A 25950-nucleotide genomic window follows, 5' to 3' on the forward strand; every position below is an offset into this window, starting at 1 on the left:
CGTCACCCTAAGCCAAGGACCTCCACGGCATTCGACTTGAGGATGTACTCGTGCCGCTCGGGTTTGATGCCCAAGTCGGCGAAGTCCGCCAGCCAACGCTCCGGGCTGATGAGCGGATAGTCGGTGCCGAAGAGGACCTTGCGATGCAGCATCCCGCCGGCGGCCCGGATGAGCTCGGGCGGGAAGTACTTCGGACGCCATCCGGACAAGTCGATGAACACGTTCGACTTGTGTGTGGTCATCGAGATGGCCTCGGCCTGCCAGGGCACCGAAGGATGCGCCAGGATCACTGTTAGGCCTGGAAAATCGGCGGCCACGTCGTCGAGCAGAAGTGGATTCGAGTAGCGCAACTTGATGCCGCGTCCCCCGGGCAGCCCCGCACCGATCCCGTTCTGCCCGGTGTGGAACAACGCCGGGACACCCAGGTCCTGCAGGGCAGACCACAAGGGCTGCAACGCCGGATCGGTGGGATCGAACGCCTGCAGGCTGGGGTGGAACTTGAATCCACGAACGCCATAGTCCTGCACCAGGCTCCGGGCTCGATCGATCGCTCTCTCCCCCTGCCGAGGATCCACCGAACCGAACGGGATCACCACGTCGGCCTCGTCCGCCGCACGGGTGGCGATCTCCTCACTGGAGATCGCCGGGCGGCCGAGTGCGGTGGTGGCGTCGACGGTGAAGACAACGGCGGCCATCCCCGCTGCCCGGTAGCGAGCCGCGATGTCCCCCACCGTCGGGGTCCGATTGTCTGAGCCCTTGAAGTACGCCTCGGAGGCATCCATCAGCATCGGGTCCAGGGATAGGTGACCATGGTCGTCTTGTTCGATGTGCACGTGCATGTCGATCGCGCTGATCGCGTCGAGGTCGATCTCGGGCTGGTAGCGAGTCATCACAATTCCTTCAATTTGGAGCGTTGGAGCTTGCCGGAAGCGTTGCGAGGCAGCTCATCACGGATGACCGTGGATCGCGGAAGCTTGTAGCGCGCTATCCGCCCGGCCAAGAATGCGAGCAATTGCTCGTGATCGAGAGAGGAGCCGGATCTGACTCGGACAAAGGCCCGGCCCACCTCGCCCCACTGCGCGTCCGACACGCCGACCACCGCGCACTCCAGGATGTCGGGGTGGTCATAGATGGCCTGTTCGACCTCTGCCGGATAGACGTTCTCACCGCCGGAGATGTACATGTCCTTGAGTCGGTCGACGATGTACACGAACCCGTCGTCGTCGACCACCGCCACGTCACCGGTGTGGATCCATCCATCGTCGAAGGCCGCGGCGGTAGCGGTCTCGTTGCGCCAGTATCCAGGGCTGACGTTCGGGCCCTGTACCAACACCTCGCCCGGTTCACCCGCCGGCGCGGTGCGGCCGTCGGGATCGACCACCCGAACATCGCTGAAGAAGCAGGAGGTCCCTGCTGAGCCGAGTTTGCGCAGGCCATCCGCCTCGCGCAGCATCGTGGCCCCCGGCGAGGTCTCGGTCAGTCCGTAACCTTGAGTGATCCGGAGACCCCGGTCGACGTAGGTACGTAGCAACGCCTCGGGAATCGGTGCGCCACCGCTGAGTGCGATACGCAGCGTATGCAGGTCGGCAGTGCCGAAGGCGGGTTCCTCGGCCAGCGCCTGATACATCGACGTGACGCCGAACAGCATTGTCACGCCGCGATTCGCGATCACCTCGATGGCGCGCGCAGGATCGAACTTGGCCTCCAGCAAGCAGGTTCCGCCTTTGAGGATCACCGGTAGCAACACCTGGTTCAGCGCTGCGGTGTGAAACATCGGGGCGGTGACCAGCGCGACCTCGTTGCTTCCCAGGTCCACATCGATCAACAGATTCAACACGTTCCAGATGACGTTGCCGTGAGTGAGCATGACGCCCTTGGGGCGTCCACTGGTACCTGAGGTGTACTGCAGCATGAAAAGATCGTCGTGTTCGATCGCCTCGTCGATCGGCGACTGATCCGCATCCATCAACGGATCCATCGCCGTCGGGGTGTCGGACACAACTCGAACCTGAAGATCCAGGTCGCCGCCCTGCGCAGCCGCGACGGCTGCCGAGAACGACTCCTGGTGCAGGAGTAGCCGGCTACCGCTGTCGGCAAGCACGTGGCGCAGCTCGGGCGCGGCCAGCCGGGTGTTCACCGGCAAGAACACCGCACCGAGCTGCGCCACCGCGAACAAGGTTTCGACAAAACCGACGCCGTTGAAGCCGAGGTAGGCAACTCGAACGCCGCGCCGCACGCCCAACCGCCGCAACCCGTGCGCGAGCGCGGTCACCCGTCGATCGAGTTCGGCGTAGGTCATCGCGGTGTCTCCGTCGGTCAGTGCTGTCGACGCCGGGGACATCCGGGCCCGACGTGTCACCCAGGAACCGAGACCCTGATCCATCATCGTCAATCGCCTTTCGCCTGCGGTTCCCGCGCCCCGGGCATCACGGTCAGATCGAGTTCGGCCTTGGTGGCCAGCAACTCCCGCAGAGCCGCATCTCGACGTGCCAGCACCGCGGGCTCCTGGCCGCCCATCTCCTCGGTGACGCCTCGGACCAGGGTGTCGATCAGGGCCGGAGTGAATTCCGGCGTACCCAGATCCTGCCACCAGTCCAGCATCGGCGGGCCGAGGTGCTCCAACACGTGCTGCAGACCACCGTCGCCACCGGAGAGATGTTGGGTGGCAAGCGGTCCCAACAGCGCCCACCGCAGGCCGGGTCCGTTCGCGACGGCCTGGTCGAGGTCGGTCACCGACACCACGCCCTGTTCGACCAGGTAGTAGGCCTCACGCCACAGGGCGGCCTGCAATCGGTTCACCACGTGCCCGGGGAGCTCCCGGCGCAGCCGGATGGGCGCTTTGCCCAGACCGCGAAGGATCTCCATCGTCATCAGCACCGACTCTTCAGTGGTCAGCCGGCCGCCGACCACCTCGACCAGCGGGACCAGATGAGGTGGGTTGAACGGGTGCGCCACCAGTACTCGTTCCGGGTGACGGGTGCAGTCGAGCTGGATATCACTGGCCGCCAGCCCCGATGAGCTGCTGGTCAGCATCACATGCGGGGGCGCGACGGCGTCGAGCTCGGCAAACAATCGCCGTTTGAGGTCGAGGCGCTCGGGACCCGCCTCGATCACGAAGTCCGCGTCGGCAACAGCTTCGGCGGCATCTGCGACCAGCGAGAGGTCGGCGGGGGCTTCCCCCAGCATCGTGGTCAGTGTGCGGATGGCTCGGTCCTCCGCTTCCGGGGCCGGGTCGGCCAGCACCACATCGACCCCCCGGCCGATCAGCAACGCAGTCCAGCTGAGCCCGATCGCACCGGCGCCGACGACGGCCACCCGCTGCACGCCACCGTTCTGTTCGCTCATCGCTGCACCTGCTCGGCAAATGCGGTGTATGCGTCCAAGGCGGTCGGGACGGCCAGCGAGTCCTTGCTCGCAACCTGATCTGGTCGCGCGCCCTGCAGAATCCGCTTGACCGGAATCTCCAGCTTCTTGCCGGTTCGGTTGCGTGGCACCAGATCTACCTCGACGATGTCGTCCGGAACATGCCGCGGGGACAGCGCAGTGCGTAGTTCGCTCGCGATGCTCTTCCTCAACGTCTCGTCGAGGGTGGCGCTGTCGGCGAGCACCACGAAGAGGATCAGCCGACCGTTGCCACCTGCCGGATCCTCCAGGTGGACCACCAGGCTGTCCTGCACTGTTGGCAGTTCCTCGACCACCCGATAGAACTCGGCGGTACCCAGTCGGACTCCACCACGGTTCAATGTCGCGTCGGACCGACCGGAGACCACACAGCTACCGTCGGGGGCGAACGTGATCCAGTCCCCGTGCCGCCACACCCCGGGCCAACGATCGAAATAGGTCTCCCCCATCCGTGTGCCGTCGGTGTCGCCCCAGAGTCCGACCGGCATCGACGGCATGGGCCGGGTGATGACCAATTCGCCTGGTGTATCGACAATCTCGCGACCGTCGTCATCGAAGGCGAACGCCGCCACACCAAGCGCCCGGCCCGAGATCTGCCCGGCGGAGACGGGCAGCAACGGGTTGTTCTGGACAATTCCGCTGCACACGTCCGTGCCGCCGGATCCCACGTTCAGCATCACCTCGGGGCCGAGTTGCGAACGTATCCAGGCGTAGCCCTCGGGCGGCAGCGGTGACCCCGCAGAGGCAACCATGCGGATCTTCAGATCCGCCTGGCTCAGGTCGAGTCCGGCTGCCCGGCACGCCATGATGTAGCCGGGGGCGGCACCCATCAGGGTCACGCCGACCTCTTCGGCAATTCGCCACTGCCATCCGAGGTCCGGGTAGGTGGGGTCACCGTCGAGCATCACGATGCCGGCCCGGGTGAGCAACGACGACACCAATGCGTTCCACATCATCCACGCCGTTGTGGAGAACCACAGGATTCGGTCGGACGGCTGGAGATCCCACGACAGTGCGTTGTTCTTGAGGTGCTCCAGCAGGATTCCACCGTGGCCGTGCACGATCGCCTTGGGTTTGCCGGTGGTACCCGAAGAGAAGAGCACGACCAGAGGATGGTCGAAGGGCACCGGGTCGAACTGCGGTTCACCGATGTCGCCGCTGCTGCCGGCCTCATCGAGGAGTGCCGACCACGACAACGCATCCGCCACCCGCCATGGCCCGTACTCGATGTCGATGACCGCCCGCACCGTGGGCAGTCCGGCCCGAATATCGCGAATGCGTTCGGACAGATCGATGTCCTTCTGGCCGTATCGGTAGCCACCGGCGACCAGCAACACCACCGGTTCGACCTGGCCGAACCTGTCGACCACGCTGCGCGCACCGAACTCGGTGGCACAACTGGCCCAGGTGGCACCGAGGCCGGCAGTCGCGAGAAATGCGACCAAGGTCTCCGGAATGTTCGGGAGGTATCCGACGACTCGATCACCTCGACCAACGCCAAGATCCTGCAGCACTTTTCGAGCGCGGGCCACCTGATCGCGAAGTTGCCCGAAGGTCAGGTCGACATCGTCGCGGGTCTGCGAGCGGCCGAGGATCGCGACGGTGTCGGTGTCCTCGGCGGTGCCGAGCATGTGCTCGGCGTAGTTCAGGGTCGCGCCAGCGAACCAGCGCGCACCCGGCATGGAGTCGTCCGCCAACACCGTGTCGTACGGGGTATGGCTGACCACACCGAAGAACTCCCAGATCGCCGACCAGAAACCGGCGAGGTCGTCGATCGACCACCGCCACAGGGCCTCGTAGTCGTCGAAGGTCAATCCACGACGCTGTTCCAGCCATCCCAGGAAGCGACCGATCTCGGTGCTCCGACGGACATCGGCCGGCGGGGTCCAGGTCACCTCACCACTCGCGATCGTCGCGCTCACGGCCGTGCCACCTTTGCCGAGCGCCCGGACAGGAAGTCCGACATCCGCGACTTCGCATCGTCCGTGCCCTGGGCCAACGCGGCCACCAGCGATTCCATCATCGAACCCTCACGGGGATTGGCCTCGGCGATGAGCGGTAGTGCCTGGGTGACGGCGAAGTTCGTCTGCGGAGGGTTCTCGGCAACGCGCCTCGCCAGATCCATGGCCACCGACAGCCCGGTGCCGTCCTCCACCAGATACTGGTTGAGGCCGATGCGCTCCCCCTCGTCGCCGCTGTACCGGCGACCCGTCAGCATCATGTCCATCATCCGCGACACGCCGATCAACCGTGGGATGCGCATCGAGGCGCCACCGCCGACGAACAGTCCGCGTTGCCCCTCCGGCAATGCATAGAACGTCGATTGTTCGGCGACGCGAATATGCGCCGTGGCGGCCAGTTCCAGTCCGCCGCCGACCACCGCGCCGCGCAATGCTGCGATGACCGGCACCGGCGCCTGCTCGATCTCCCGGAAGGCGCGATGCCACATCTGTGAGTGGGCGACCCCCTCGAAGCTGCTCCGTTCGGCCATCTCGGACAGGTCGAGCCCGGCGGAGAAATGATCGCCGTCAGCGGCGAGAACCACGACTCTGACGGTGGGTTCGAGGTTCCGGAAGAAGTCCTCGATACCGCGGACCATCGTGTCGCTGATGGCGTTCCGCTTCTCCGACCGCGCGAGCGTCAAGATCGCGACCGGACCGTCTCGTTCGACCCGCAGTGACGGGGGTAGCGCTGTTTCCATGCCGACTCCTAATAATCAGGTTTCCTGATTATTACTCTCTCGCCGCCGCGCGTCAACGCGCCCGCCGAAAACCGGCACCGGGTGACGAACCACCGCCCCGCGGTGATTGCCGAAGCGGCACCATCTACGAGCCCGTGAACAGCGAGTATGGTTTTCGACGTGGACGCGACGATTTATCACAACCCGAAATGCTCGACCTCCCGCAAGGCGCTGGAGAAGCTCCGCGACGCCGGGATCGAACCCACCGTCGTGAAGTACCTGGATCAGCCATACACCCGCGATCAGCTGACCCGACTGATCGCGGACGCCGGCCTGACCGCCCGCGACGCGGTCCGCAAACGCGAGTCGCTCTACAAAGAACTCGACCTCGCATCGTTGCCCGACGACAATCTGCTCACCGAGATGGTCCAGCACCCGATTCTTGTCGAGCGACCATTCGTGGTCACCGACAAGGGAACTCGCCTCGCTCGACCGCTGGACAGGCTCGACGAGATCCTCTGACACCCGTCGACGCGACCTTTCGGACATTCCTCGCGAGAGCGAAAAGGCGCGTCGCCCTTCAGATTAGTTCCGTGTTACAACGGAATTGCGAATTTATTTAGCACCGCTAATCACTGAAGGTGGGACGCGTTTCATGTGCGGAATAACCGGCTGGGTGGGTTACACCCGCGAGATGGCAAGCAAGAAGAACATTCTCGACGAGATGACCGCCACGATGAGCGATCGCGGTCCGGACGACGTGGGCACCTACGTCGACCGTCACATCGGTCTCGGACATCGGCGGTTGGCGATCATCGACCTGCCGATGGGGCGACAGCCGATGGTCGCGAACACCCCCTCCGGCGACGTGGTGATCGTCTACAGCGGCGAGACCTACAACTTCCGTGAGCTCCGTGGGCAACTGGCCACCGCCGGCCACGAGTTCCACACCGAGAGTGACACCGAGGTGGTGCTGCACGGGTACCTCGAGTGGGGCACCGAAGTGGTCGATCGATTGAACGGCATGTATGCCTTCGCGATCTGGGACGGTCGGACCGAGCAGCTCGTCATGGTGCGGGATCGGCTGGGTATCAAGCCCTTCTACTATTCACAGACCGACGACGGCGTGGTGTTCGGTTCGGAACCCAAGGCGATCCTGGCGAATCCGCTGGTGCCGCACACCGTTGACGCCGATGGATTCCGCGAACTCTTCGCGGTCACCAAGGCGCCCGGATGGTCCATGTGGAAGCACATCCGCGAGGTGGAGCCGGGCACCATCGTCACGGTCTCGCGGGATGGCTGCGCCACCCGAACCTATTGGTCGCTGCCCGCGCACGGACACACCGACGACATCGACGACACCGTTGATCACGTGCGGGAGCTGATGACCGACATCGTGAACCGGCAATTGATCGCCGACGTACCCCGATGCGTATTGCTCTCCGGCGGTTTGGATTCGAGTGCGCTCACCGGGCTCGCTGCCGCACACCTGGGCGAAGATGGCCGCCGCGTACACACCTATGCGGTCGATTTCGTCGACCAGGAGGAGAACTTCCGGCCGGACGAGATGCGGGACACTCCCGACTCACCATATGTCCGTGACGTCGCAACGCATGTGGGGTCGATGCATCGCGATGTCATGCTCGACCCCGCGGATCTCACCGACCCCGCGGTGCGCAGGGCGGTCATCGGGGCCCGCGACATCCCGGCCGGCCTCGGAGACATGGACAGCTCGCTCTACCTGCTGTTCAAAGCGATCCGTGCCGAATCGACGGTGGCGCTGTCCGGGGAATCCGCCGATGAGGTGTTCGGCGGTTACCGGTGGTTTTTCGATGAGGGCTCACGCAACTCGGAGACCTTCCCGTGGCTGGCGTTCGGCAGTGCGCTCACCCGTTCGCGGTACGCGATGCTCACGCCCGAGATGCAGCAGACCCTCGACATCGACTCCTACGTCTCCGACCAGTACGCGACGGCCCTCGCCGCGATCCCCACCGTCGACGGCGAATCGTCGGAGGAACGGCGGATGAGGGTCATCTGCCACCTTCACCTCACCCGCTTCGTCCGAATGCTGCTGGACCGCAAGGACCGCGCATCCATGGCGGTCGGTCTCGAGGTACGTGTTCCGTTCTGCGATCATCGGCTCGTCGAATACGTCTACAACACACCGTGGGCGTTCAAGACCTTCGACGGTCGCGAGAAGAGCCTGCTACGTCATGCGACGAAACACGTGCTGCCGCAGTCGGTGGTCGACCGGACCAAGAGCCCGTACCCGTCGACCCAGGACCTCAAGTACACCGTCACCCTGCAGCAGCAGTTGGACGACATCGCCGCCGAGCGGGGCCATCAGGTGTTCGATCTCGTCGACCACCGCGCCGTCAAGGCCATGACGGCGGAGTCGGCACATGCTGTGTCGCCCGAGATCCGCACGCAGATGGATCGGGTGCTCGATCTCTACCACTGGATCGAGATGTACTCGCCCGACCTGCAGGTCGCCTGACGTCGACCGCTAAGCGGTGAGCGCTCTTGTGGGCAAGGGCCTCTGCACCGCCGGGATCACCGCGGCGACCAGGCCCTTCACCAGGCCCTTGGTCATGTCCCAATAGTCGAAATAGTCCCGCCACACCGTGATGCGTCCTTCGGCGACCTCGAATCGTCCGCACACCCAGAACTGCATGGCGACGCGGCCGATCCGCAATTCGTCGACGCGTTCGGTGAGGACCACCGCACCGTCGGCGGAGACGTTGATCATCCGATAGTTGAAGCCCGCCCAGGAGAGGTTGTCCATTCCCCGGAATATCTTCGCCACCTTGGGTTTACCGTGAACGGTGGGCGTCGAGACATTGGTGTAGGCGATATTCTCGTCCACGTTCTCGAGGGCGGCCACCGAGTCTCCCCGTGCCAACTCGTCGAGGAACTCGGTGACGATGTCGATCGGTGTTCGTGAGGTCATGGGGCCAGTATGCCTGTGACGAGCGGTTACGGGAACACTCTTCGCCCCCGCACTGTGGAGGCCGGGTGCGATGTGACATCGGGCGTGGCCATCGACTATCCTTTCCTGCGTTGTCTCGGCGAGGGTGAGCGATCACCGTTATCGGCGCGATCATCGCGGATCTCCTCCGCGGGCATCTGAGGGCCCGCCGGATGGTTCGGGGTCGATGTCGCTCACCGCGACCCAACCCACCGAACCAGCGCGGTTCACCCGAACCGCCGAACGAGGAGAACACCATGGCTACTGAGACCGCAAAGCTGACGGTCACCACTCGCACCGAGAAGGGCAAGGGCGCCGCCCGTCGCGCCCGCCGCGAGGGCAACGTCCCCGCCGTGCTCTACGGCCACGGCACCGATCCGCAGCACCTCAGCCTCCCGGCACTCGAGCTGGCGGCCATCCTGCGTAACAGCGGCACCAACTCGATCATCGATCTCGACATCGAGGGCACCAGCCAGCTCGCCCTGACCAAGCAGATCGACGTGCACCCGATCCGCAACTACATCGAGCATGTCGACCTCCTGGTGATCCGCCGGGGCGAGAAGGTCACCGTCGAGGTCTACATCGTCGTCGAGGGCGACGCAGCCCCGGGCACCCTGGTCACCCAGGACACCAGCTACATCGAGATCGAGGCCGACGCGCTGTCGATCCCCGAGCAGTTCGTCGTCAGCGTCGAGGGGGTCGAGCCCGGCAACGCGGTCCACGCATCCGACCTGGACCTGCCCGAGGGTGTCAGTCTGATCAGCGATCCGGAGATGCTCATCGTCGCCGTCAACGAGGCGCCGACCGCTTCGCAGCTCGAGGACGAGGCCGAAGATGCCGGCGCGGAGACCCCGGGCACCGAGGACGATGCCGAGGCTCCCGCCGAAGAGTCGGCAGAGTGATCCTGTCCCCCACTGATCAGTGAAACTGATTGTCGGGCTGGGTAACCCCGGCCCGAAATACGAGAAGACGAGGCACAACATCGGCGCGATGGTCGCCGATGGCCTCGTCGCCTCGGCCGGCGAGCGGTGGAAGCTGCACAAGAAGTCGGGCGCGCAGGTCGCGCCCCTCACCGTCGCCGGTCACCAGGCCCTCGTCGCGAAACCCCGGGTCTACATGAACGAGGCCGGGCGACAGATCGGGCCCCTGGCCAAGTTCTACTCGGTCCCGCCGGGCGACCTGATCGTCCTGCACGACGAACTCGACATCGATGTCGGCCTGGTCCGGCTCAAGCAAGGCGGCGGCGAGGGCGGCCACAACGGTTTGCGTTCCGTCAGCCAATCGATCGGGTCCCGTGACTACCTGCGGGTCCGGCTCGGGATCGGCCGGCCACCCGGTCGACAGGACCCCGCGGATTTCGTTCTGAAGCCTTTTCCGTCGGCGGCTCGTGACGACGTCGAGTTGCTGATCGCGCATGGCATCGGCGCCACCGAGATGCTGATCGCGCAGGGCCTGGAGGCCGCGCAGAACGTCGTCCACGCCTGGTGAGCGGGCAGCCACGCGCCAACCGGCGATCCTGCCCGTCTGGCCGGTCGCGCCCTGAGATCGGCGTCGAATCGGATACGGGATCGCAAAGGCGACGAAAGCTTTCTTACTTCTCGGTAATGAAGGCCTACAATCGCAGTCGATCGATCGACGAGGGATGGAGACAGCGGTGGGAATTGCGGCGAGAAGCGGGCACCAGAACGTCGCGATGCTGGGCATCGGCGCGTATCGGCCTCAGCGGTTGGTGACCAATGACGAGGTGTGCGAAAAGCTCGATTCGAGCGACGAATGGATCTTCGAGCGCAGCGGCGTCCGGAATCGTCGCTGGATCAGTGGCGACGAGTCGGCGCGATCGATGGCGGCCGCGGCCGCCGAACGCGCGATCCGCAATTCGGGTGTCGCCAAGGAGAAGATCGGCGCCCTGATCCTGGCCACCAACAGTTGGAAGACCAAGATCCCCCACGGCGGGCCGATCGTGGCCTTCGACATCGGGCTCAACGGCATCCCCGCCTACGACGTCGCCGCCGGCTGCGGCGGCTTCGGCTACGGCCTCGGGATCGCGGCCGACACCGTCCGCGCCGGATCTGCCGAGTACGTGCTCGTCGTCGGTGTGGAGACGATGTCGGTGGTCATGGAGCCGACCGACCGCAACACCGCGTTCATCTTCGGTGACGGCGCCGGCGCCGTCGTCGTCGGCCCGAGTGACGAGAACGGGATCTCGCCGACCGTCTGGGGCAGCGATGGCGAGAACGCCGAGGCGATCGGCCAGAACTGGGACATCCCCGAATACATGGACCGCGCCGAGGAGTTCCAGCACAAAGACCCCGAGTCCGAGCCGGTCGGCCGGATGGTCGTCACGATGCAGGGCCCGCGAGTGTTCCGCTGGGCCGCGATCACCCTGCCGAAGGCCCTGTCGACCGTGCTGGAGACCTCGGGCGTGAGTATCGACGACATCGAGATCTTTGTGCCGCACCAGGCCAACGCGCGCATCAACGAACTGATGAAGAAGAACCTCGGGCTCGCCGACGACGTCCCGATGGCCAACGACATCGAGAACACCGGCAACACATCGGCGGCCTCGATCCCGCTGGCGATGGAGGAGATGCTCGCGAGCGGCAAGGCGAAGGGCGGACAAACCGCACTGCTACTCGGCTTCGGTGCCGGACTCAGCTACGCGGGGGCCGTCGTGACGCTTCCCCCGGCTCCCCGAGAGAGCAGTCTCGACTGAGGCCGCTCTCGTGGGGGCACAGCGGGTTTCGATACGCCGGCTCGCTGCGCTCGCGCGGCTACTCAACCAGCAGGACCTCCAGCTGATCGAGTAGGCACCGACCGCAGCGAGGCGCCGGGACCTCCAGCCGATCGAGTAGGCACCGACCGCAGCGAGGCGCCGTATCCCTTCTGCTGATCGAGTAGGCACCGAGCGCAGCGAGGCGCCGGGACCTCCAGCCGATCGAGTAGGCACCGAGCGCAGCGAGGCGCCGTATCGAGATCTCCCGCCCCTACGCGTTCTCCTTGCGGAAGACCGCGGTCCCCCACCAGGTTCCGAGCGCTCCCAGGATGATCGCGGTGATCAGACCCCAGGCGACCGAGGACGACGCGATGTCGCCTGCGAACGAATTGCGCACGCCGTCGACGACCCACTTGAACGGCATGAAGTCGCTCAGCTTCTGCAGCCAGGTGGGCCCGAGGGTCATCGGGAGCAGAATGCCCGACAGCAACAGCACGGGCATCATCACCATGTTGATGACCGGCGCCATCACGTCCTCGCTCTTGGTGGTGAGGGCCAGTGCATTCGACGCGGCCGCACATGCGCCGCCCACGATCATGGTGATCAGGATGCCGACGACGATGCCGACGAACGACCCGCGCATCCCCATGATCAGGCCGAGCAGGACGAGGATGACCGCCTGCACGAACAGCTGGAGCACGTCACGCCACAGGCGTCCGGTCAGTAGCGCGGTGCGACTGGCCGGGGTGACGCGCTCGGCCTCGATGACACCTTCCCGCCACTCGCCGATCAGGCTGAATCCGGCGAAGAACGCGCCGAAGATGCCCAGCTGGACCAGCAGTCCGGGGACGAGGAAGGTGTAGGCGTTGTCGGCGCCGCCGGGGAACTGACTCACCAACGGCGTGAGCAGCGGACCGAACAGCAACAGATAGAGGATCGGCTGCATGACGCCGATCAGCACCCACGCGGGGTTCCGCAGGTTCATCCGGATCTGACGACGGAACACGATGTTGCTCTCGCGAAGAAAAGTCATGACTGTGACACTCCTTGGGCCGACTCGTGGGCCGGAGATCCTTCGGCGACAACGGAATCGTCGGCGGACTGTTCGTCCTGGGCGTCCCGCAGCGAACGACCGGTGAGGGTGAGGAACACGTCGTCGAGGGTCGGGCGGATCACCTCGATCGAATCGAGGTTGATGCCTGCGGCGTCGAATTCGCGGAGCAGGCCCGGCACCTCACGACCAGCGCGACGGACCCGGCCACGCACGTGGCGTCCGTCGGTTTCCACATCACTGCCGATGGCACCGAGTTTCTCCGCGGAGACGGCGACCATCGCGTCGTCGGAGAGTTCGAGATCGACGAGGTCACCCGACACCGTGGCCTTGAGATTGTCGGCCGTATCCGCCGCCACGATGCGGCCGTTGTCGATGATGATGATGCGATCGGACAGCTCGTCGGCCTCGTCGAGATAGTGCGTGGTGAGGAAGACCGTGGCACCGGTGTCCGAACGCAGCCGCCGGATGTGTTCCCAGAGGTTGGCCCGTGCCTGCGGGTCGAGACCCGTGGTCGGCTCGTCCAGGAACACCAGCGTCGGATCGTGCACCAGACCCATGACGATGTCGAGACGACGCTTCTGTCCGCCGGACATGTTCTTGGGCATCCGGTCCCAGAGGCCGTCAAGTTGCAACTGCGCGAACAGGGCCTTACCGCGGGCGGTGGCTGCGGAGCGCGTCATCCCGTAGAGCATCCCGTGGTCGACCACCTCGTCGCCGGCCTGCGCCTGACTGAAGGCGCCGCCCGCCTGAGAGACATAGCCGATGCTGCGACGCACCATGACCGAGTCCTTCACGACGTCGTACCCGTTGACGGTCGCCGTACCGGCTGTGGGCCGCAACAGCGTGGTCAGCATCCGGAGCGTGGTCGTCTTACCTGCACCGTTCGGACCCAGGAAGCCGACGACCTCCCCCTCCGCGATGTCGAGGTCCACACCGTCGACGGCGCGGACCTCCCGCTTCTGTTTTCCACGGCCGGTGTGAAATGTCTGCACCAGCCCGCGTGCATGGATCATGCCTGTCCCCTTCGCGTCCGTCGGAACTCCCGAGCCGCACCGTTCGGATCTCCGACTGTTCAAGTTTGAATATATTCGACTATCCCAATCTGTACGTCGGAAGTCAACGGCGAGATCCGACGCTCGCAGCTCAGAGAGGCTGACTTGCCTCACCTCGAGGATTCATCGAATCGAGGACAACAACGGTCCTGGTACGAGCGCGGATCTGGACCTACCCTCGTGGACATGGCAGCGACCACCACTCGATTACTGCTGCTGGGTGCCGTTGCCCTGTTCGAGCCGGTGAACGGCTACCAGATCCGGCGCGAACTGATGTCCTGGCAGGTCGATCAGTGGGCCAATGTCAATCCCGGCTCGATCTATCACGGCCTCGGCGGGCTCGTGACCGATCATCTCGCCGTCCGCCACGACCTCACCGACGGGGCGCGGGACGTCGCGGTCTATGAGCTGACCGGTGCCGGCCGCACCGAGTTCGACCGGCTGCTGACCGATGCGATCGTCACGGTGAATGTCTTCGACCGTCGCGAGTTCCATGCCGCCTTCGGGATGCTGCCCATGCTCGGGCAGCAGACAGCGCTCGAGCTCCTCGAGCGTCGCCACCAGACTCTCGCCGCTGCGGTGACCGAGTTCCCGGTCGACAGCCGGGCCGACGACCACCCCCACGTACCGCCGCACGCCTTCCGCGGAATGCAGCTGTGGGGTGCGGAAGCTCGGGCCGAACTGCTCTGGCTGTCCGACGTCGTCGAGGACCTGCGATCGGGGCGGCTCGACCTCAGCTCCCGGGGCTGGACACCTCCCGCCGACGATCCCGGCCATCAGATGACCGCCGACCGCGATCGATATCGCGAGATGATCGGGCAGCGGCAGCCCGCGCGCAACGCTACTTCCCAGTAGGGCGCCGATGTGAGACCGTCTATGGCGGGTCGCATAGTGAAAGGGACACTCATGGCTGTCATCGCGGACACTGCCGGGATCAACAACATCGGCATGCTCGGCATCGGTGCGTACCGCCCCGAGCGGGTGGTCACCAACGACGAGATCTGCGAGCGGATCGACTCCTCCGACGAGTGGATCTACACCCGCACCGGGATCAAGACGCGACGCTTCGCGCGGCGCGACGAGACCGTGATGGAGATGTCGGTCAACGCCGGGCGCAAGGCCATCGCCAATGCGCTGCTCTCGGGATCCGACATCGATGCAGTGATCCTGGCGACCAACACCCACCTCTTGCTGACCCCGGCCGGGGCCACCAAGGTCGCGACCGAGCTCGGCGCCAACGGCGTCCCGTCCTTCGACATCACGGTCGGCTGCGCCGGCTTCGGTTACGGCATGGCCGTGGCGTCGGACATGATCCGCGGGGGCAGCGCCACACATGTGCTCGTCATCGGCGCCGAACAGTTGTCGATCACGATGGACATGACCGACCGCACGAACTGCTTCATCTTCGGCGACGGCGCGGGTGCCGTCGTCGTGGGGCCGACCGAGGACCAGCAACTCGGACCCGTGATCTGGGGCAGCGACGGTTCGCAGTTCAATGCGATCCGGCAGGACATCGACTGGGTGACCTTCCTCGACAGCGACCGCACCCATCGCCCGTACCTCCGCATGGAGGGCACCGCCGTCTTCCGGTGGGCTGCCTTCGAGATGGGCAAGGTCGCCCAGCGCGCACTCGACGCCGCGAAGGTCGGCGCCGAGGATCTGGACGTCTTCGTCCCGCATCAGGCGAACTCTCGCATCAACGACCTCCTTGCCAAAAACCTGAAACTGCGCGAGGGCACCGTCGTCGCCAACGACATCGAGCACACCGGCAACACCTCCGCAGCATCGATCCCGCTGGCGATGGAAGAACTGTTGTCGACCGGCGCCGCGAAGCCGGGCGAGACCGCGCTGCTCCTCGGGTACGGAGCCGGCCTGAGTTATGCGTCGCAGGTCGTCAAACTGCCGCCTGTTCCGTTCGAATGATCCGGTCGGTTGACGTTGCCGTTTGGTCCGCTGAGCGGACCTGAGGGCAACTTCTGGCCGAGCGAGTCCGTCACGCGCGCTGCGACGTCGTGGGGTCGGGTGGTGATGTCATCCCACGTGAAGTTGAGCGTCGTGAACCCCGCAGCCAGCCAGGTGTTGCGTTTCGTCCTATCACGCTGAAAGACCTCGGCATCTCGATGGAACGCGAACCCATCCATCTCGACGATCACCTTCTCTGCGTCGAAGACGAAGTCGGCGAGAAAGCCGCAAACCATCGTGTTCGCACACCACCCGGATATACCGCGGCTGCGGAATACGTCCACCGCCGCGCGTTCGGCCTCCGAACGCGCACCTGATTCGAGTGCTTCGAGGAGTCGGCGGGTGGACGCCACTCCCACCCTCCTCGGATACCTCGCATGTGCGCCGGCAAGTTCGTCGAGGCTGACACGGCGACGGAGCAATGTGTTGTCGACCGCCTGCGACCTCCCGGTTTCGGCGGCGGTGTCGAGAACAGTGACCGGGACCGCCGTCACCCTGACGCCGTCCGATTCGACGACATCGACGTCGTCGTACTTGCGATGTCGTATGCGCACCCACGCCACCGCCCCGCGGTGATGCCCTTTCGTCTCCGACGCGACGGTGATGGATTCCGGGAAGTCGTCGACCAGGCCGTGCCACCACGCGGCGATCGGTCCGCAGAGAATTGCACGTGTGCCGACAGATGCGACGGCGATCCGAACACGAGCGCGCGGCGTCCGCGAATGGTCGGCAGCCCGATATACCCCGGTCGCTTCACGCACCCACTCGCCCGAGGCGACCTTGCGCTTCACCGCCGCACGGCTCAACCCGCATCCGAGCGCGTCCCTCAGGGTGATGACACCATCTCGATCGGCCAGGTGGCGCCGAACTGCACGTGTTGGATTCACACACATTCGACGCACGCGGCGTAGCGGCCGTTCCATCAACCCACCGAGGTTGCCGCTTGGTCCGTGGAGCGAACCAAGCGGCAACTTTTGGTGCATTTTGGCCTGGCCAGCGCCCGAACGGTAGCCTTCTCGAGTGAGTTCTGAAGCCGTCGCCCGCGAAGCGAGCCGCCGTCGCACCTTCGCGATCATCTCGCATCCGGACGCGGGCAAGTCGACGATGACCGAGGCGCTGGCACTGCACGCCCGGATGATCAGCGAGGCCGGCGCCATCCACGGGAAGGCGGGCCGCAAGTCCACGGTCTCCGACTGGATGGAGATGGAGAAGGCCCGCGGCATCTCGGTCAGTTCCACCGCGTTGCAGTTCAACTTCGTGGGCGAGCACGGCCGCGACGACCTGCCCAATGTGATCAACCTGGTCGACACCCCCGGTCACGCCGACTTCTCGGAGGACACCTATCGGGTCCTCACCGCCGTCGATGCCGCCGTGATGCTCATCGACGCGGCGAAGGGCCTCGAGCCACAGACGCTCAAGCTGTTCCAGGTGTGCCGCCACCGGGGCATCCCGGTCATCACCGTCGTCAACAAGTGGGACCGTCCCGGCCAGACACCGCTCGAACTGATCGACGAGATCACCGAGCGCATCGGCCTCACACCGACACCGCTGCACTTCCCGGTGGGCATCGCCGGCGACTTCCGCGGCCTCCTCGACCGCCGCACCGGCGAGTACATCCGCTTCACCCGCACTGCCGGCGGCGCAAAGGTGGCACCCGAGGAGATCATGGGTGCCGACGACGCGGCAGCGCGGGAGGGCGACGAGTGGACCACGGCCCTCGAGGAGAGCGAACTGCTCACCGAAATGGGCCAGGACCACGATCAGGAGATGTTCCTCGCCGGTCAGACATCACCGATGATCTTCGCGTCGGCGATGCTGAATTTCGGTGTGCGCCAGCTTCTCGAGACGCTGGTGGAACTCGCACCCCCGCCGACCGGGCGTACCGACGTCGACGGAACCGTACGCGACGTCACCGACCCGTTCAGCGCAGTGGTCTTCAAGGTGCAGGCCGGGATGGACGCCAGTCATCGGGATCGGCTGGCCTACATGCGGATCGTCTCCGGCGAGTTCGAACGCGGGATGGTGGTCACCCACGCGCAGACCGGAAAACCCTTTGCCACCAAGTACGCCCAGGCCGTCTTCGGCCGTGATCGGTCGACCGTGGACCAGGCCTACCCCGGGGATGTGGTCGGCCTCGTCAACGCGATGGCCCTCGCGCCCGGTGACACCCTGTTCATCGATCCCCGGGTGCAGTATCCGCCGATCCCGTCCTTTGCCCCGGAACACTTCTCGGCGCTGCGGGTGAACACGGCGGACAAGTACAAGCAGTTCCGCAAGGCGATGGACCAGCTCGACAGCGAGGGCGTGGTGCAGGTCCTGCGCAACGAACTGCGTGGCGACGCCTCCCCGGTCCTCGCCGCCGTCGGCCCGATGCAGTTCGAGGTCGTCACGGCACGGATGAAGGCGGAGTTCAACGTCGCCACCACGATCGAGCCGCTCGGCTACAGCCTGGCACGTCGCACCGACGCCGACAGCGCGGCCGAACTCGGCCGGCAGCGCGGCGTCGAAGTCTTCACCCGCAGCGACGGCGCACTGCTGGCCCTCTTCAGCGACAAGTGGCGACTACAGTACATCGAGAAGGAACACCCTGATCTCACTCTCGAACCCCTTGTCGCAACAGCGGATTGAGCCTGTGGTTAACACGGCCACCCGTCGCACCGCCTGGTGGCTCGCGGCCGTGGCGGCCGTCTCCGTCATCGCAGCCTGCGGCACCGGCGACAGCCAGGACCCGCCGGCCTCGTCGTCGTCGGCGCCACCCGGCCCCACCGCATCCGCCCATCTCGACGCCGCCGAATGTCGCGAGACGCCGGACACCGGCCGCATCGACCGCACCGGGGCCGACCTCGACTTCCGTTCCGGCGCAATACGGGTGGCGATAGGTGGTTCCCCTGTCGCCGATCGGGACAACCCCGGTGGTGTCCCGGCCTCGGCCGTCGTGGGCGACGACGACACCGCGTGTTTCGGGTTCAGCAGGTGGGGCAATGCTCGCCCGGAAGTGCCGCCGGACACCCTGTTGTTCGTGTTCAAGGGACCTGGCACCGACGGCGCACAGGTCGAGTTCCTGGCGAGCGACCTCACCGGTGGCGTGCTCCCGCCGATCGGCGACACCCGTCCGAAAGTGGGGCCGTTGTCGAAAGCGATCAATGCGGCGATCGGCGTCTCCGTAAACGGCACCTACTATCACTCGACCTCGTGCCCACTGAAGATCACGGCGATGTCGTCCCGACGCGCGGCCGCGGCGTTCACCTGTCAGCGGGCCGCGCAGAGCGAAGCCAACCCGTTCGCGCCCGACGACGACGTCACCTATGACACCGACGAATCGACGCCGACCTCACCGAGCAGTCCCACCTCGCCGACGATGCCCACCACCACCGGCTCACGGAGCAGCGTCACCCTGTCCGGGTGGTTCGAACTGACACCGTGACCGGTTCACACCACCCCGATGATGCGCGCCACCACATCCGGGTCGACGTCGTCGACCGAATCGGGCGCGAACTCGGGCCGCCGGTCCTTGTCCACGAGGATCGCACGCACACCTTCGGCGAAGTCACCGGTCCTGGTGATCTGTTCGGCCGCATGGAGTTCACGATCGAAACACTCGTCGAGCGTGGAACGCGCGCCGGCCTCGATCATCGCCGCGGTGACCCACAGACTGGTCGGCGATGCCTGTTCGATCAGATCGACCATCTCGGTTGCCCAGTCGTCGCCGACCGCCCCCTTGAGGCCCCCGATGATCGCCGATACGTTCTCGTCGGCGAAGTATTCGCCCACCTTGCGCAACGGGATCTCGGCCGCCGGACGATCGCGATGGCCGGCGAGGACCTCGACGAGCGGCTCCCCGTCACGTAGCCGGTCGGTGACATCACCGATGTCGGCTGACTCGACGAAGTGGGTGGCGAGACCGACCTCCACCGCGTCGACGCCACGTATCCGAGCACCGGTCATCCCCAGCCACATCCCGACCCCCTCTGGTAGCCGGGGCAGGAAATATGTCGCGCCGATGTCAGGGAAGAACCCGATCGCGGTCTCGGGCATGGCGATCAACGCCTTCTCGCTCACCACCCGCACCTCACCGTGCACGCTGATCCCGAGGCCGCCACCCATGGCCGCCCCGTCGATGACCGCCACATACGGCTTCGCGTAGTTCGCCACCAACTGATCGAGCCGGTACTCGGCGGCGAAGTACTTCGTCACCGCATCGTGCTCCCCCGCGACCGCATGTTCGCGGATCGCCCGGATGTCGCCACCGGCACAGAAGGCGCGATCGCCTGCGGAGGTCACGAGCACCGTCTCGATACCGTCGTCGTCCTCCCATTCGGTGAGCACGCGGTGCATGTCGTCGATCATGGTCTGATCCAGGGCGTTGAGAGCTTTCGGCCGGTCGAGGATGATCTCACCGACACCGTTGGCGACCGAGGTGCGAATGAACGACATGGGGTCACGGTAGCCGCCTCGCCGAGGCGATATCGCGCGGGACATCGGCGATGGCGGCGGGGGCTTCGGAACAGCGGTTGGCAACCACGGCCCCGCCGCGCTACCGTGGACGGCGACGTCGGCACGCCGACACCTTACGAACCGAGGAGTGATGTCTCAGTCATGAACATCTGAGGTAGGCCCGAAACCGCCGCCGTGCTCCGGCACAGGCAGGCCATCGCCCACCACCTCAGGAGTCCCTTCATGACTGCATCTTCAGCGACCGGCAACCAGCCGTCCCCCTCGATCACCCTGTCCGACGTGGCCTTCGGATGGCCCGACGGTACCGCCGTCTTCGACCAGATCTCATTGAACGTTCCCGACGCCGTCTATTCCCTTGTCGGCGTCAACGGCGCAGGCAAGAGCACTCTGTTGCGACTCATCGCCGGGGAGCTGACCCCTCTGCGCGGCAGCGTCTCGGTCCGCGGTGATGTCGGCATGGTCGGCCAGCATCCCTACGACGATCCCGACCTCTCGGTCGCCACCGTCCTCGGCATCGACGAGATCCGTTCCGCCCTGCGCCGGATCGAGGGCGGGTCGGTCGATGAGCAGGACTTCGGCACTGTCGGTGACGATTGGGATGTCGAGGACCGAGCGGTCGGCCAGCTGTCGGCGCTCGGTCTGCCCACCGATCTCGACCGGCGAATCGGAGCACTCTCCGGCGGCGAGGCCACCCTCCTCGCGATCGTCGCACAGCTGATCCGCCGCCCGGCGGTGCTGCTCCTCGACGAGCCGACGAACAATCTCGACAGCGCCTCGCGCACAAGGCTCTTCGACGTGATCGACAGATTCTCGGGAACGGTCGTGGTGGTCAGCCACGATCTCGAGCTCCTCGAACGGGTCGATGCGACCCTCGAGCTGTACCGAGGCGGCATCAGGCTCTTCGGTGGTCCGTACTCGCTGTACCGGGACACCCTCGACGCCGAGCAGGAGTCCGCCGAGGCGGCGGTCGCAACCGCCGCGAACGACGTGCGCAAGCAGCGTCGCGAGATGGTGGAGGCCCAGATCAAGCTCGACCGACGAGCTCGCACCGCGGCGACCGCGGAACGGGAGAAGCGGGTACCGAAGATCGTCGCCCACCTCCGCCGCGATGCCGCACAGGTGTCGGCCGGCAAGCTGCGCAACGCACATCGTGACGACGTGTCCGCGGCGGCATCCCGCCTGGACTCGGCGCGCGACGAGATCCGCGACGACCGCACGGCACGGATCACCATGCCGCCGGTCGAGATCTCCTCGCGCGCACAGGTGATCGACGACGAGCGGCTACGGATCGACGGGCCCGAGCGCATCGCATTGGCCGGGCGCAACGGCTCCGGGAAGACCACGTTGATCTCCGACCTCATCGCGGCCGGCCGGGTGGTGGTGCCATACGCCTATGTGCCGCAGCGGATCGTGTTCGACGACGACCGTAGATCCATCGCGCAGGCGGTGACGGACGCACACCCCGACGTCCCGGTCCAGGAGGTCCGCGCACACCTCGCACGCTTCTTGTTCCGGGGCGCTCGCGCCGACCGGGCGCTGCGCGAACTCTCGGGCGGAGAACGACTGCGGGTCGCGCTGGCCACGGCGTTGATCGCCGACCCGACCCCCAAGCTCCTCATCCTCGACGAGCCGACCAACAACCTCGACATCGACACCACCGAGGAACTCGTCGAGGCGGTCCGGGAATGGTCGGGTGCGTTGCTGGTGGTCTCGCACGACGTCGGCTTCCTCGACCGGATCGCGATCGACCGCACGGTCGAGGTGCCCGAGACCTGATCAGCGAGCCGTGACCCCGCCGTTTGACCGCGACATGGCGGCCGGCGGCGGGCATACTGGCTTCCGATGAGCCCATCGCGTGAGGTGTCGCCCGTTCCTGTCGTCCTCGTCCATGGCCTCCGGGTCAGTGGCGCCGCACTCCACCGGATCGCGGCCGGGATCACCGACCGACCGGTCATCACCCCTGATCTGCCCGGTCACGGCACCCGGTCCGCCGATACGTTCACGATCGACGATGCCGTCACGGCAGTACTGGACGCCGTGCGGAACGTCGGGGAACCGGCGGTGGTGGCCGGGATGTCGCTGGGCGGGTACGTCTCGATGGCTGCGGCCGGCCGGCACCCGGCGGCGATCGCCGGTCTGGTCGCGATGTGCGCGACGACGCAGCCGAGTCGGCTTCTCGCCGCACCGTTCCGGGCATTCGGCGCGGCGACCGGATTCCTGCCACGCCAGGCCGCCGTGATCAGCAAGGGCCTCACCCGGGTCGCGGTCGGCACGCGGGTCGCCGAGGACATGGAGGCAGGTGGCCTGGCTCTTCACTCGATCCGCGATGTGGTGGGCGAGCTGTCGAGGTTCGACGCGCTCGCCGAGGTCGCCCGATACCCCGGACCCATCGAGTTCATCAACGGGGGCTGGGACCAGTTCCGCATCCACGAGCAGCGTTTCACCGCGGTCTCGGAGCGCGCCCGACTCCAGGTCGTCCCTCGCGCCGCCCACCTGTTCCCGCTGATCCAGCCGGAACGGACGGCCTCGCTGATCGACGATTTCGCCCGACGGTGTGATCCGATCCGGACCGCCTGAGAGCTGCGAGGTTTGCTCTTGTCGCACCCGATCTGTGTGACCTCGCATACAATCCCTGGTGACCTGCGGTTGGTGGGCATCGAAGAGAGCAAATGTCGTTGTGAGGTGTGCTGGTGAGTCGTCGGGTATTTCGTGGTGGTCCTGCAGTCCTGATCTCCATGGCGGCGGCTGTTGTCGCTCTGACAAGCCTGGTGGTGGCACCAGCCGCCCAGGCCGCACCGGATACGACACCCAGCCGATACACCAACGGGACCTATGTGGCGATGGGCGATTCCCGGGCGTCCGGCGGTTTCTTCACCCCGACACCCGACTATTTCCTCGGATGCAAACGCTCGGCGGCCAATTACCCGGCGATTGTCGCGCTGATGACGCTGCCCCGGAACTTCGTCGACACGTCATGCGCGGGCGCCCAGGCGCCGAATCTGTACACGGCCGGGCAACGCACGAACGCCGGCTACAAGCCACCGCAGTTACGAATGGTCCCACGCGACGCCCAGGTGGTGAGCGTGAGCATCGGCGGCAACGACATGCGCTGGGGCGCGCTCGTCGGTAAGTGCACCACAGCACCGCTCACCGACCGGTTCTGCCGCACCAGGCTCAACGGTGAGGCCCGCTGGCGCATCGCCCGGATGGAGAATCGCGTGACCCCCGCACTGCGCGCGATCCGCCGGCAGGCACCCCGCGCCCAGATCATCGTCGTCGGTATCGGCGGGTTCATGGGCAACCACGGCTGTTGGCCGATGGTGCCCATCAGTGACCCCGACGTCCGGTGGATGAATCAGGTCTTCAACCGTGCGGGCGATGCGCTTCGCCGCGCGACCGTCAAGGTCGACGGCACCTTCGTGGATGCCAATCGGCTGTCCGCCGGCCATGATCCGTGCAACGTGATCACCCCCTGGTATGAGAGTGCGATGTCCAACCGGATCGCCTACCCGTACCACATCAACCAGGCCGGCGCCATCGCCATCGCGGCGATGGTGAACGGGGCGATCCGGCGATGACCGCCGAGGTCGGGCCCGGCTTGCCGGGCCCGACCTCGGACCGTCAGTTGTCCTGGGTCACGATCGTGGCCGCCACGCCGCCCATCCGATGAAGATGAGGGCGACCACCAGCAATATCGCACCCACCCAGAGGTTGGCGCCGCTGCCCACCGACATGTCGATCGGATCGGACGAGCGCTCGGTGGAAGCCGCGCCGGCCTCCGCGGCCGATGGCAGCAGTCCGGCGATCAGCAGGATGACACCGTAGATCCCCATCAGGGCACCGACGATGTTGCGGATGTCGAACAGCCGCGCGAAGGTTCGGGTCTTCTTGTCGCTCATGGTGAACGCTCCTGGTCTGCTCGGTCAGTGGAAGACGATGTTGAGGATGATGACGAGGCCGATCACCACCGCGCCGAGCGGCACCGGCCGCGCGATCCATGGTGTCGCGCTGTCGTCGCCGGTCAGCGTCGCTCTGTCGGTCAACGAGTACACGAAGCCCTTCAGTTCGGACTCGGGCTTCGGGCGTGTCACCAACGAGACCACCACCGAGACGAGGATGTCGACGATGAACGCCATCGATGCGGCCACGAACGGCATCCCCTGCCCCGGCAGGTCGATCACGCCGGTCTCCTGCAGGATGAACACCACAACCGCGGCCGAGGTGCCGCTGACGAGACCCACCCAACCGGCGGTCGGGCTCATCCGTTTCCAGAACATACCGAGGATGAACGTCGCGAACAGCGGCGCGTTGAAGAACCCGAAGAGCGTCTGCAGGTAGTCCATCAGGTTGGAGTAGCCCGAGGCGATGGTTGCCGTTCCGATCGCAAGCAGCACCGCGGCGACCGTCGCGACCCGTCCGACCGTGATGTAGTAGTGGTCCTCGCGGTTCTTCACCACGTACTGCTGCCAGATGTCGTAGCTGAAGACAGTGTTGAAAGCCGAGACGTTGGCCGCCATACCTGCCATGAACGATGCGATGAGTCCCGCGACCGCAACGCCCAGCAATCCGTTCGGCAGAATGTCGCGCATCATGAGCAACATGGCGTCGTTGTAGGTGACCCCGTTGCCCGACCCGGTGTTCTTGAGGTGGATCATGTCGCCGATCGCCGCGGCGCAGATCATGCCGGGGACGACCACCACGAACGGGATGAACATCTTCGGGATGGCACCGATGATCGGGGCACGCCGCGCGGCCGACATCGAGTCGGAGGCCATGGCCCGCTGTACCTCGACGAAGTTGGTCGTCCAGTAGCCGAACGACAACACGAACCCCAGGCCGAACACGATGCCGACGACCGACCAGACCGGCGAGGAGAATCCGCTCAAGGCCTGTCCCGGCCACGACGACAACTGCTCGTGGACCGTGGCGGTCACCGTTCCGTCGGACGCGTGGGTGTCGATCACCTTGTCCTTCAGGCCGCTCCAGCCGCCGACCTTGATCAGGCCGATGACGGTGAGCGGAACCAGCGCGGCGAGAATCACGAAGAACTGCAGGACCTCGTTGTAGATGGCCGCAGACAACCCGCCCAGCGCGGTGTACGTGAGCACCACGGCCGCCGCGACGATGAGCGAGATCCATTGCGGCCAACCGAGTACCGCGTTGATGACGGTCGCCAGCAGGAACAGGTTGACGCCGGCGATCAGCACCTGGGCGACGGCGAAGCTGAGCGCGTTCACCAGGTGTGCGCCGGTCCCGAATCGGCGACGCATGAACTCGGGGACGCTGCGGACCTTGGAGCCGTAGTAGAACGGCATCATCACCAGGCCGAGGAAGACCATCGCCGGCACAGCGCCGATCCAGTAGTAGTGCATGGTCGCCAGGCCGATCTGGGCGCCGTTGGCGGACATGCCCATGATCTCGACCGCACCGAGGTTCGCCGAGACGAACGCGATACCGGTCACCCAGGCGGGCAATCGTCGGCCGGACAAGAAGAAGTCCATGCTGGTGGCGATCTGGCTGCGGGCGAGATAACCGATCCCCAGAACGAAAACGAAGTAGATGGCGATGAGGACGTAGTCCATCCATCCGGTGTTCAACCGGAGAATGGAGTCGGATGCCACGTGCACGGCAACCCCCTTGTTGCGCTCGGCATGTCGATGACTG

General features: G+C 65.8%; 24 protein-coding genes. 12 read left to right on the forward strand and 12 right to left on the reverse strand.

From position 1 onward, the window contains the following. Window positions 1-2: 2 nt before the first annotated feature. From ACPXCG_RS01960 to ACPXCG_RS01980, 5 genes are read right to left on the reverse strand one after another with little or no spacing between them, the layout of a single operon-like run. A complete protein-coding gene (locus tag ACPXCG_RS01960) occupies window positions 3-890 on the reverse strand; it encodes an amidohydrolase family protein (protein ID WP_425788584.1) in 888 nt (295 codons plus the stop codon). Continuing rightward, on the reverse strand, window positions 890-2386 hold the full coding sequence (locus ACPXCG_RS01965; protein ID WP_425788586.1) for an acyl-CoA synthetase: 1497 nt from the start codon (window positions 2384-2386) through the stop codon (window positions 890-892). The genes ACPXCG_RS01960 and ACPXCG_RS01965 overlap by 1 nt, the downstream gene beginning before the upstream one ends. 2 nt (window positions 2387-2388) lie before the next feature. Next, window positions 2389-3345, reverse strand: coding sequence for a 3-hydroxyacyl-CoA dehydrogenase NAD-binding domain-containing protein (locus ACPXCG_RS01970; RefSeq protein ID WP_425788588.1), 957 nt, complete (start codon window positions 3343-3345; stop codon window positions 2389-2391). Continuing rightward, window positions 3342-5324 (reverse strand): acetoacetate--CoA ligase, encoded by a 1983-nt coding sequence (locus ACPXCG_RS01975; RefSeq protein WP_425788589.1) that lies wholly within the window; start codon window positions 5322-5324, stop codon window positions 3342-3344. Before ACPXCG_RS01975 ends, ACPXCG_RS01970 begins: the two co-directional genes overlap by 4 nt. Next, on the reverse strand, window positions 5321-6103 hold the full coding sequence (locus ACPXCG_RS01980) for a crotonase/enoyl-CoA hydratase family protein (protein ID WP_425788591.1): 783 nt from the start codon (window positions 6101-6103) through the stop codon (window positions 5321-5323). The genes ACPXCG_RS01975 and ACPXCG_RS01980 overlap by 4 nt, the downstream gene beginning before the upstream one ends. 159 nt (window positions 6104-6262) lie before the next feature. On the opposite strand from ACPXCG_RS01980, the gene arsC reads away from it, so the two are divergent. Both arsC and asnB read left to right on the forward strand, forming a co-directional pair. After that, window positions 6263-6604 carry an arsenate reductase (glutaredoxin) gene (gene arsC / locus ACPXCG_RS01985; protein WP_425788593.1) on the forward strand — a complete coding sequence of 114 codons (342 nt, stop codon included), beginning with the start codon at window positions 6263-6265 and terminating at the stop codon, window positions 6602-6604. A gap of 133 nt (window positions 6605-6737) precedes the next feature. Beyond that, window positions 6738-8579 carry an asparagine synthase (glutamine-hydrolyzing) gene (asnB, locus tag ACPXCG_RS01990; RefSeq protein ID WP_425788595.1) on the forward strand — a complete coding sequence of 614 codons (1842 nt, stop codon included), beginning with the start codon at window positions 6738-6740 and terminating at the stop codon, window positions 8577-8579. A gap of 9 nt (window positions 8580-8588) precedes the next feature. Here the strand turns inward: asnB and ACPXCG_RS01995 are convergent, their stop codons facing one another. Further along, on the reverse strand, window positions 8589-9032 hold the full coding sequence (locus ACPXCG_RS01995) for a limonene-1,2-epoxide hydrolase family protein (RefSeq protein WP_425788597.1): 444 nt from the start codon (window positions 9030-9032) through the stop codon (window positions 8589-8591). Between the two features lie 275 nt (window positions 9033-9307). On the opposite strand from ACPXCG_RS01995, the gene ACPXCG_RS02000 reads away from it, so the two are divergent. From ACPXCG_RS02000 to ACPXCG_RS02010, 3 genes are all read left to right on the forward strand, one after another. Then, window positions 9308-9952 (forward strand): 50S ribosomal protein L25/general stress protein Ctc, encoded by a 645-nt coding sequence (locus ACPXCG_RS02000; RefSeq protein WP_425788599.1) that lies wholly within the window; start codon window positions 9308-9310, stop codon window positions 9950-9952. 19 nt (window positions 9953-9971) lie between these two features. After that, the gene (pth, locus tag ACPXCG_RS02005) at window positions 9972-10538 is read left to right on the forward strand and encodes an aminoacyl-tRNA hydrolase (RefSeq protein WP_425788601.1); all 567 of its coding nucleotides are present in this window, start codon (window positions 9972-9974) and stop codon (window positions 10536-10538) included. Window positions 10539-10743: 205 nt separating this feature from the next. Continuing rightward, window positions 10744-11763 carry a beta-ketoacyl-ACP synthase 3 gene (locus ACPXCG_RS02010; RefSeq protein WP_425790437.1) on the forward strand — a complete coding sequence of 340 codons (1020 nt, stop codon included), beginning with the start codon at window positions 10744-10746 and terminating at the stop codon, window positions 11761-11763. Window positions 11764-12034: 271 nt separating this feature from the next. On the opposite strand, the gene ACPXCG_RS02015 is transcribed toward ACPXCG_RS02010, so the two are convergent. Together ACPXCG_RS02015 and ACPXCG_RS02020 are read right to left on the reverse strand one after the other, a co-directional pair. Further along, the gene (locus ACPXCG_RS02015; protein WP_425788603.1) at window positions 12035-12796 is read right to left on the reverse strand and encodes an ABC transporter permease; all 762 of its coding nucleotides are present in this window, start codon (window positions 12794-12796) and stop codon (window positions 12035-12037) included. Then, entirely contained in the window at window positions 12793-13830 is a 1038-nt protein-coding gene (locus ACPXCG_RS02020; RefSeq protein WP_425788605.1) for an ATP-binding cassette domain-containing protein, read from the reverse strand. The genes ACPXCG_RS02015 and ACPXCG_RS02020 overlap by 4 nt, the downstream gene beginning before the upstream one ends. Window positions 13831-14055: 225 nt before the next feature. Between ACPXCG_RS02020 and ACPXCG_RS02025 the strand changes: the two genes are divergently transcribed. Together ACPXCG_RS02025 and ACPXCG_RS02030 are read left to right on the forward strand one after the other, a co-directional pair. Then, window positions 14056-14724: a PadR family transcriptional regulator gene (locus ACPXCG_RS02025; protein WP_425788607.1), complete on the forward strand. Its 669-nt coding sequence runs from the start codon at window positions 14056-14058 to the stop codon at window positions 14722-14724. 51 nt (window positions 14725-14775) lie between these two features. Further along, on the forward strand, window positions 14776-15792 hold the full coding sequence (locus ACPXCG_RS02030; protein WP_425788609.1) for a beta-ketoacyl-ACP synthase III: 1017 nt from the start codon (window positions 14776-14778) through the stop codon (window positions 15790-15792). Here the strand turns inward: ACPXCG_RS02030 and ACPXCG_RS02035 are convergent. Next, entirely contained in the window at window positions 15747-16754 is a 1008-nt protein-coding gene (locus ACPXCG_RS02035; RefSeq protein ID WP_425788611.1) for a DUF559 domain-containing protein, read from the reverse strand. The two genes, ACPXCG_RS02030 and ACPXCG_RS02035, sit on opposite strands and share 46 nt — an antisense overlap. Window positions 16755-16851: 97 nt before the next feature. On the opposite strand from ACPXCG_RS02035, the gene ACPXCG_RS02040 reads away from it, so the two are divergent. Both ACPXCG_RS02040 and ACPXCG_RS02045 read left to right on the forward strand, forming a co-directional pair. Then, window positions 16852-18459 carry a peptide chain release factor 3 gene (locus ACPXCG_RS02040; protein ID WP_425788613.1) on the forward strand — a complete coding sequence of 536 codons (1608 nt, stop codon included), beginning with the start codon at window positions 16852-16854 and terminating at the stop codon, window positions 18457-18459. 4 nt (window positions 18460-18463) lie between these two features. Beyond that, window positions 18464-19255, forward strand: coding sequence for a hypothetical protein (locus ACPXCG_RS02045; RefSeq protein WP_425788615.1), 792 nt, complete (start codon window positions 18464-18466; stop codon window positions 19253-19255). Window positions 19256-19260: 5 nt separating this feature from the next. On the opposite strand, the gene ACPXCG_RS02050 is transcribed toward ACPXCG_RS02045, so the two are convergent. After that, complete coding sequence (locus ACPXCG_RS02050; protein WP_425788617.1) at window positions 19261-20265, reverse strand: enoyl-CoA hydratase/isomerase family protein; 1005 nt, start codon at window positions 20263-20265, stop codon at window positions 19261-19263. A gap of 243 nt (window positions 20266-20508) precedes the next feature. Between ACPXCG_RS02050 and ACPXCG_RS02055 the strand changes: the two genes are divergently transcribed. From ACPXCG_RS02055 to ACPXCG_RS02065, 3 genes are all read left to right on the forward strand, one after another. Then, entirely contained in the window at window positions 20509-22062 is a 1554-nt protein-coding gene (locus ACPXCG_RS02055) for an ABC-F family ATP-binding cassette domain-containing protein (RefSeq protein WP_425788619.1), read from the forward strand. Between the two features lie 66 nt (window positions 22063-22128). After that, complete coding sequence (locus ACPXCG_RS02060; RefSeq protein WP_425788621.1) at window positions 22129-22863, forward strand: alpha/beta fold hydrolase; 735 nt, start codon at window positions 22129-22131, stop codon at window positions 22861-22863. Window positions 22864-23021: 158 nt separating this feature from the next. Further along, on the forward strand, window positions 23022-23864 hold the full coding sequence (locus tag ACPXCG_RS02065) for an SGNH/GDSL hydrolase family protein (protein WP_425790439.1): 843 nt from the start codon (window positions 23022-23024) through the stop codon (window positions 23862-23864). A gap of 57 nt (window positions 23865-23921) precedes the next feature. On the opposite strand, the gene ACPXCG_RS02070 is transcribed toward ACPXCG_RS02065, so the two are convergent. Together ACPXCG_RS02070 and ACPXCG_RS02075 are read right to left on the reverse strand one after the other, a co-directional pair. Further along, complete coding sequence (locus ACPXCG_RS02070) at window positions 23922-24185, reverse strand: hypothetical protein (protein WP_425788623.1); 264 nt, start codon at window positions 24183-24185, stop codon at window positions 23922-23924. A gap of 24 nt (window positions 24186-24209) precedes the next feature. After that, window positions 24210-25868 carry a sodium:solute symporter family protein gene (locus tag ACPXCG_RS02075; RefSeq protein ID WP_425790441.1) on the reverse strand — a complete coding sequence of 553 codons (1659 nt, stop codon included), beginning with the start codon at window positions 25866-25868 and terminating at the stop codon, window positions 24210-24212. Window positions 25869-25950: the final 82 nt, after the last annotated feature.

It is taken from the genome of Gordonia sp. DT218 (genome assembly GCF_049847105.1).
In the GTDB taxonomy this organism is placed as follows: Bacteria; Actinomycetota; Actinomycetes; order Mycobacteriales; family Mycobacteriaceae; genus Gordonia.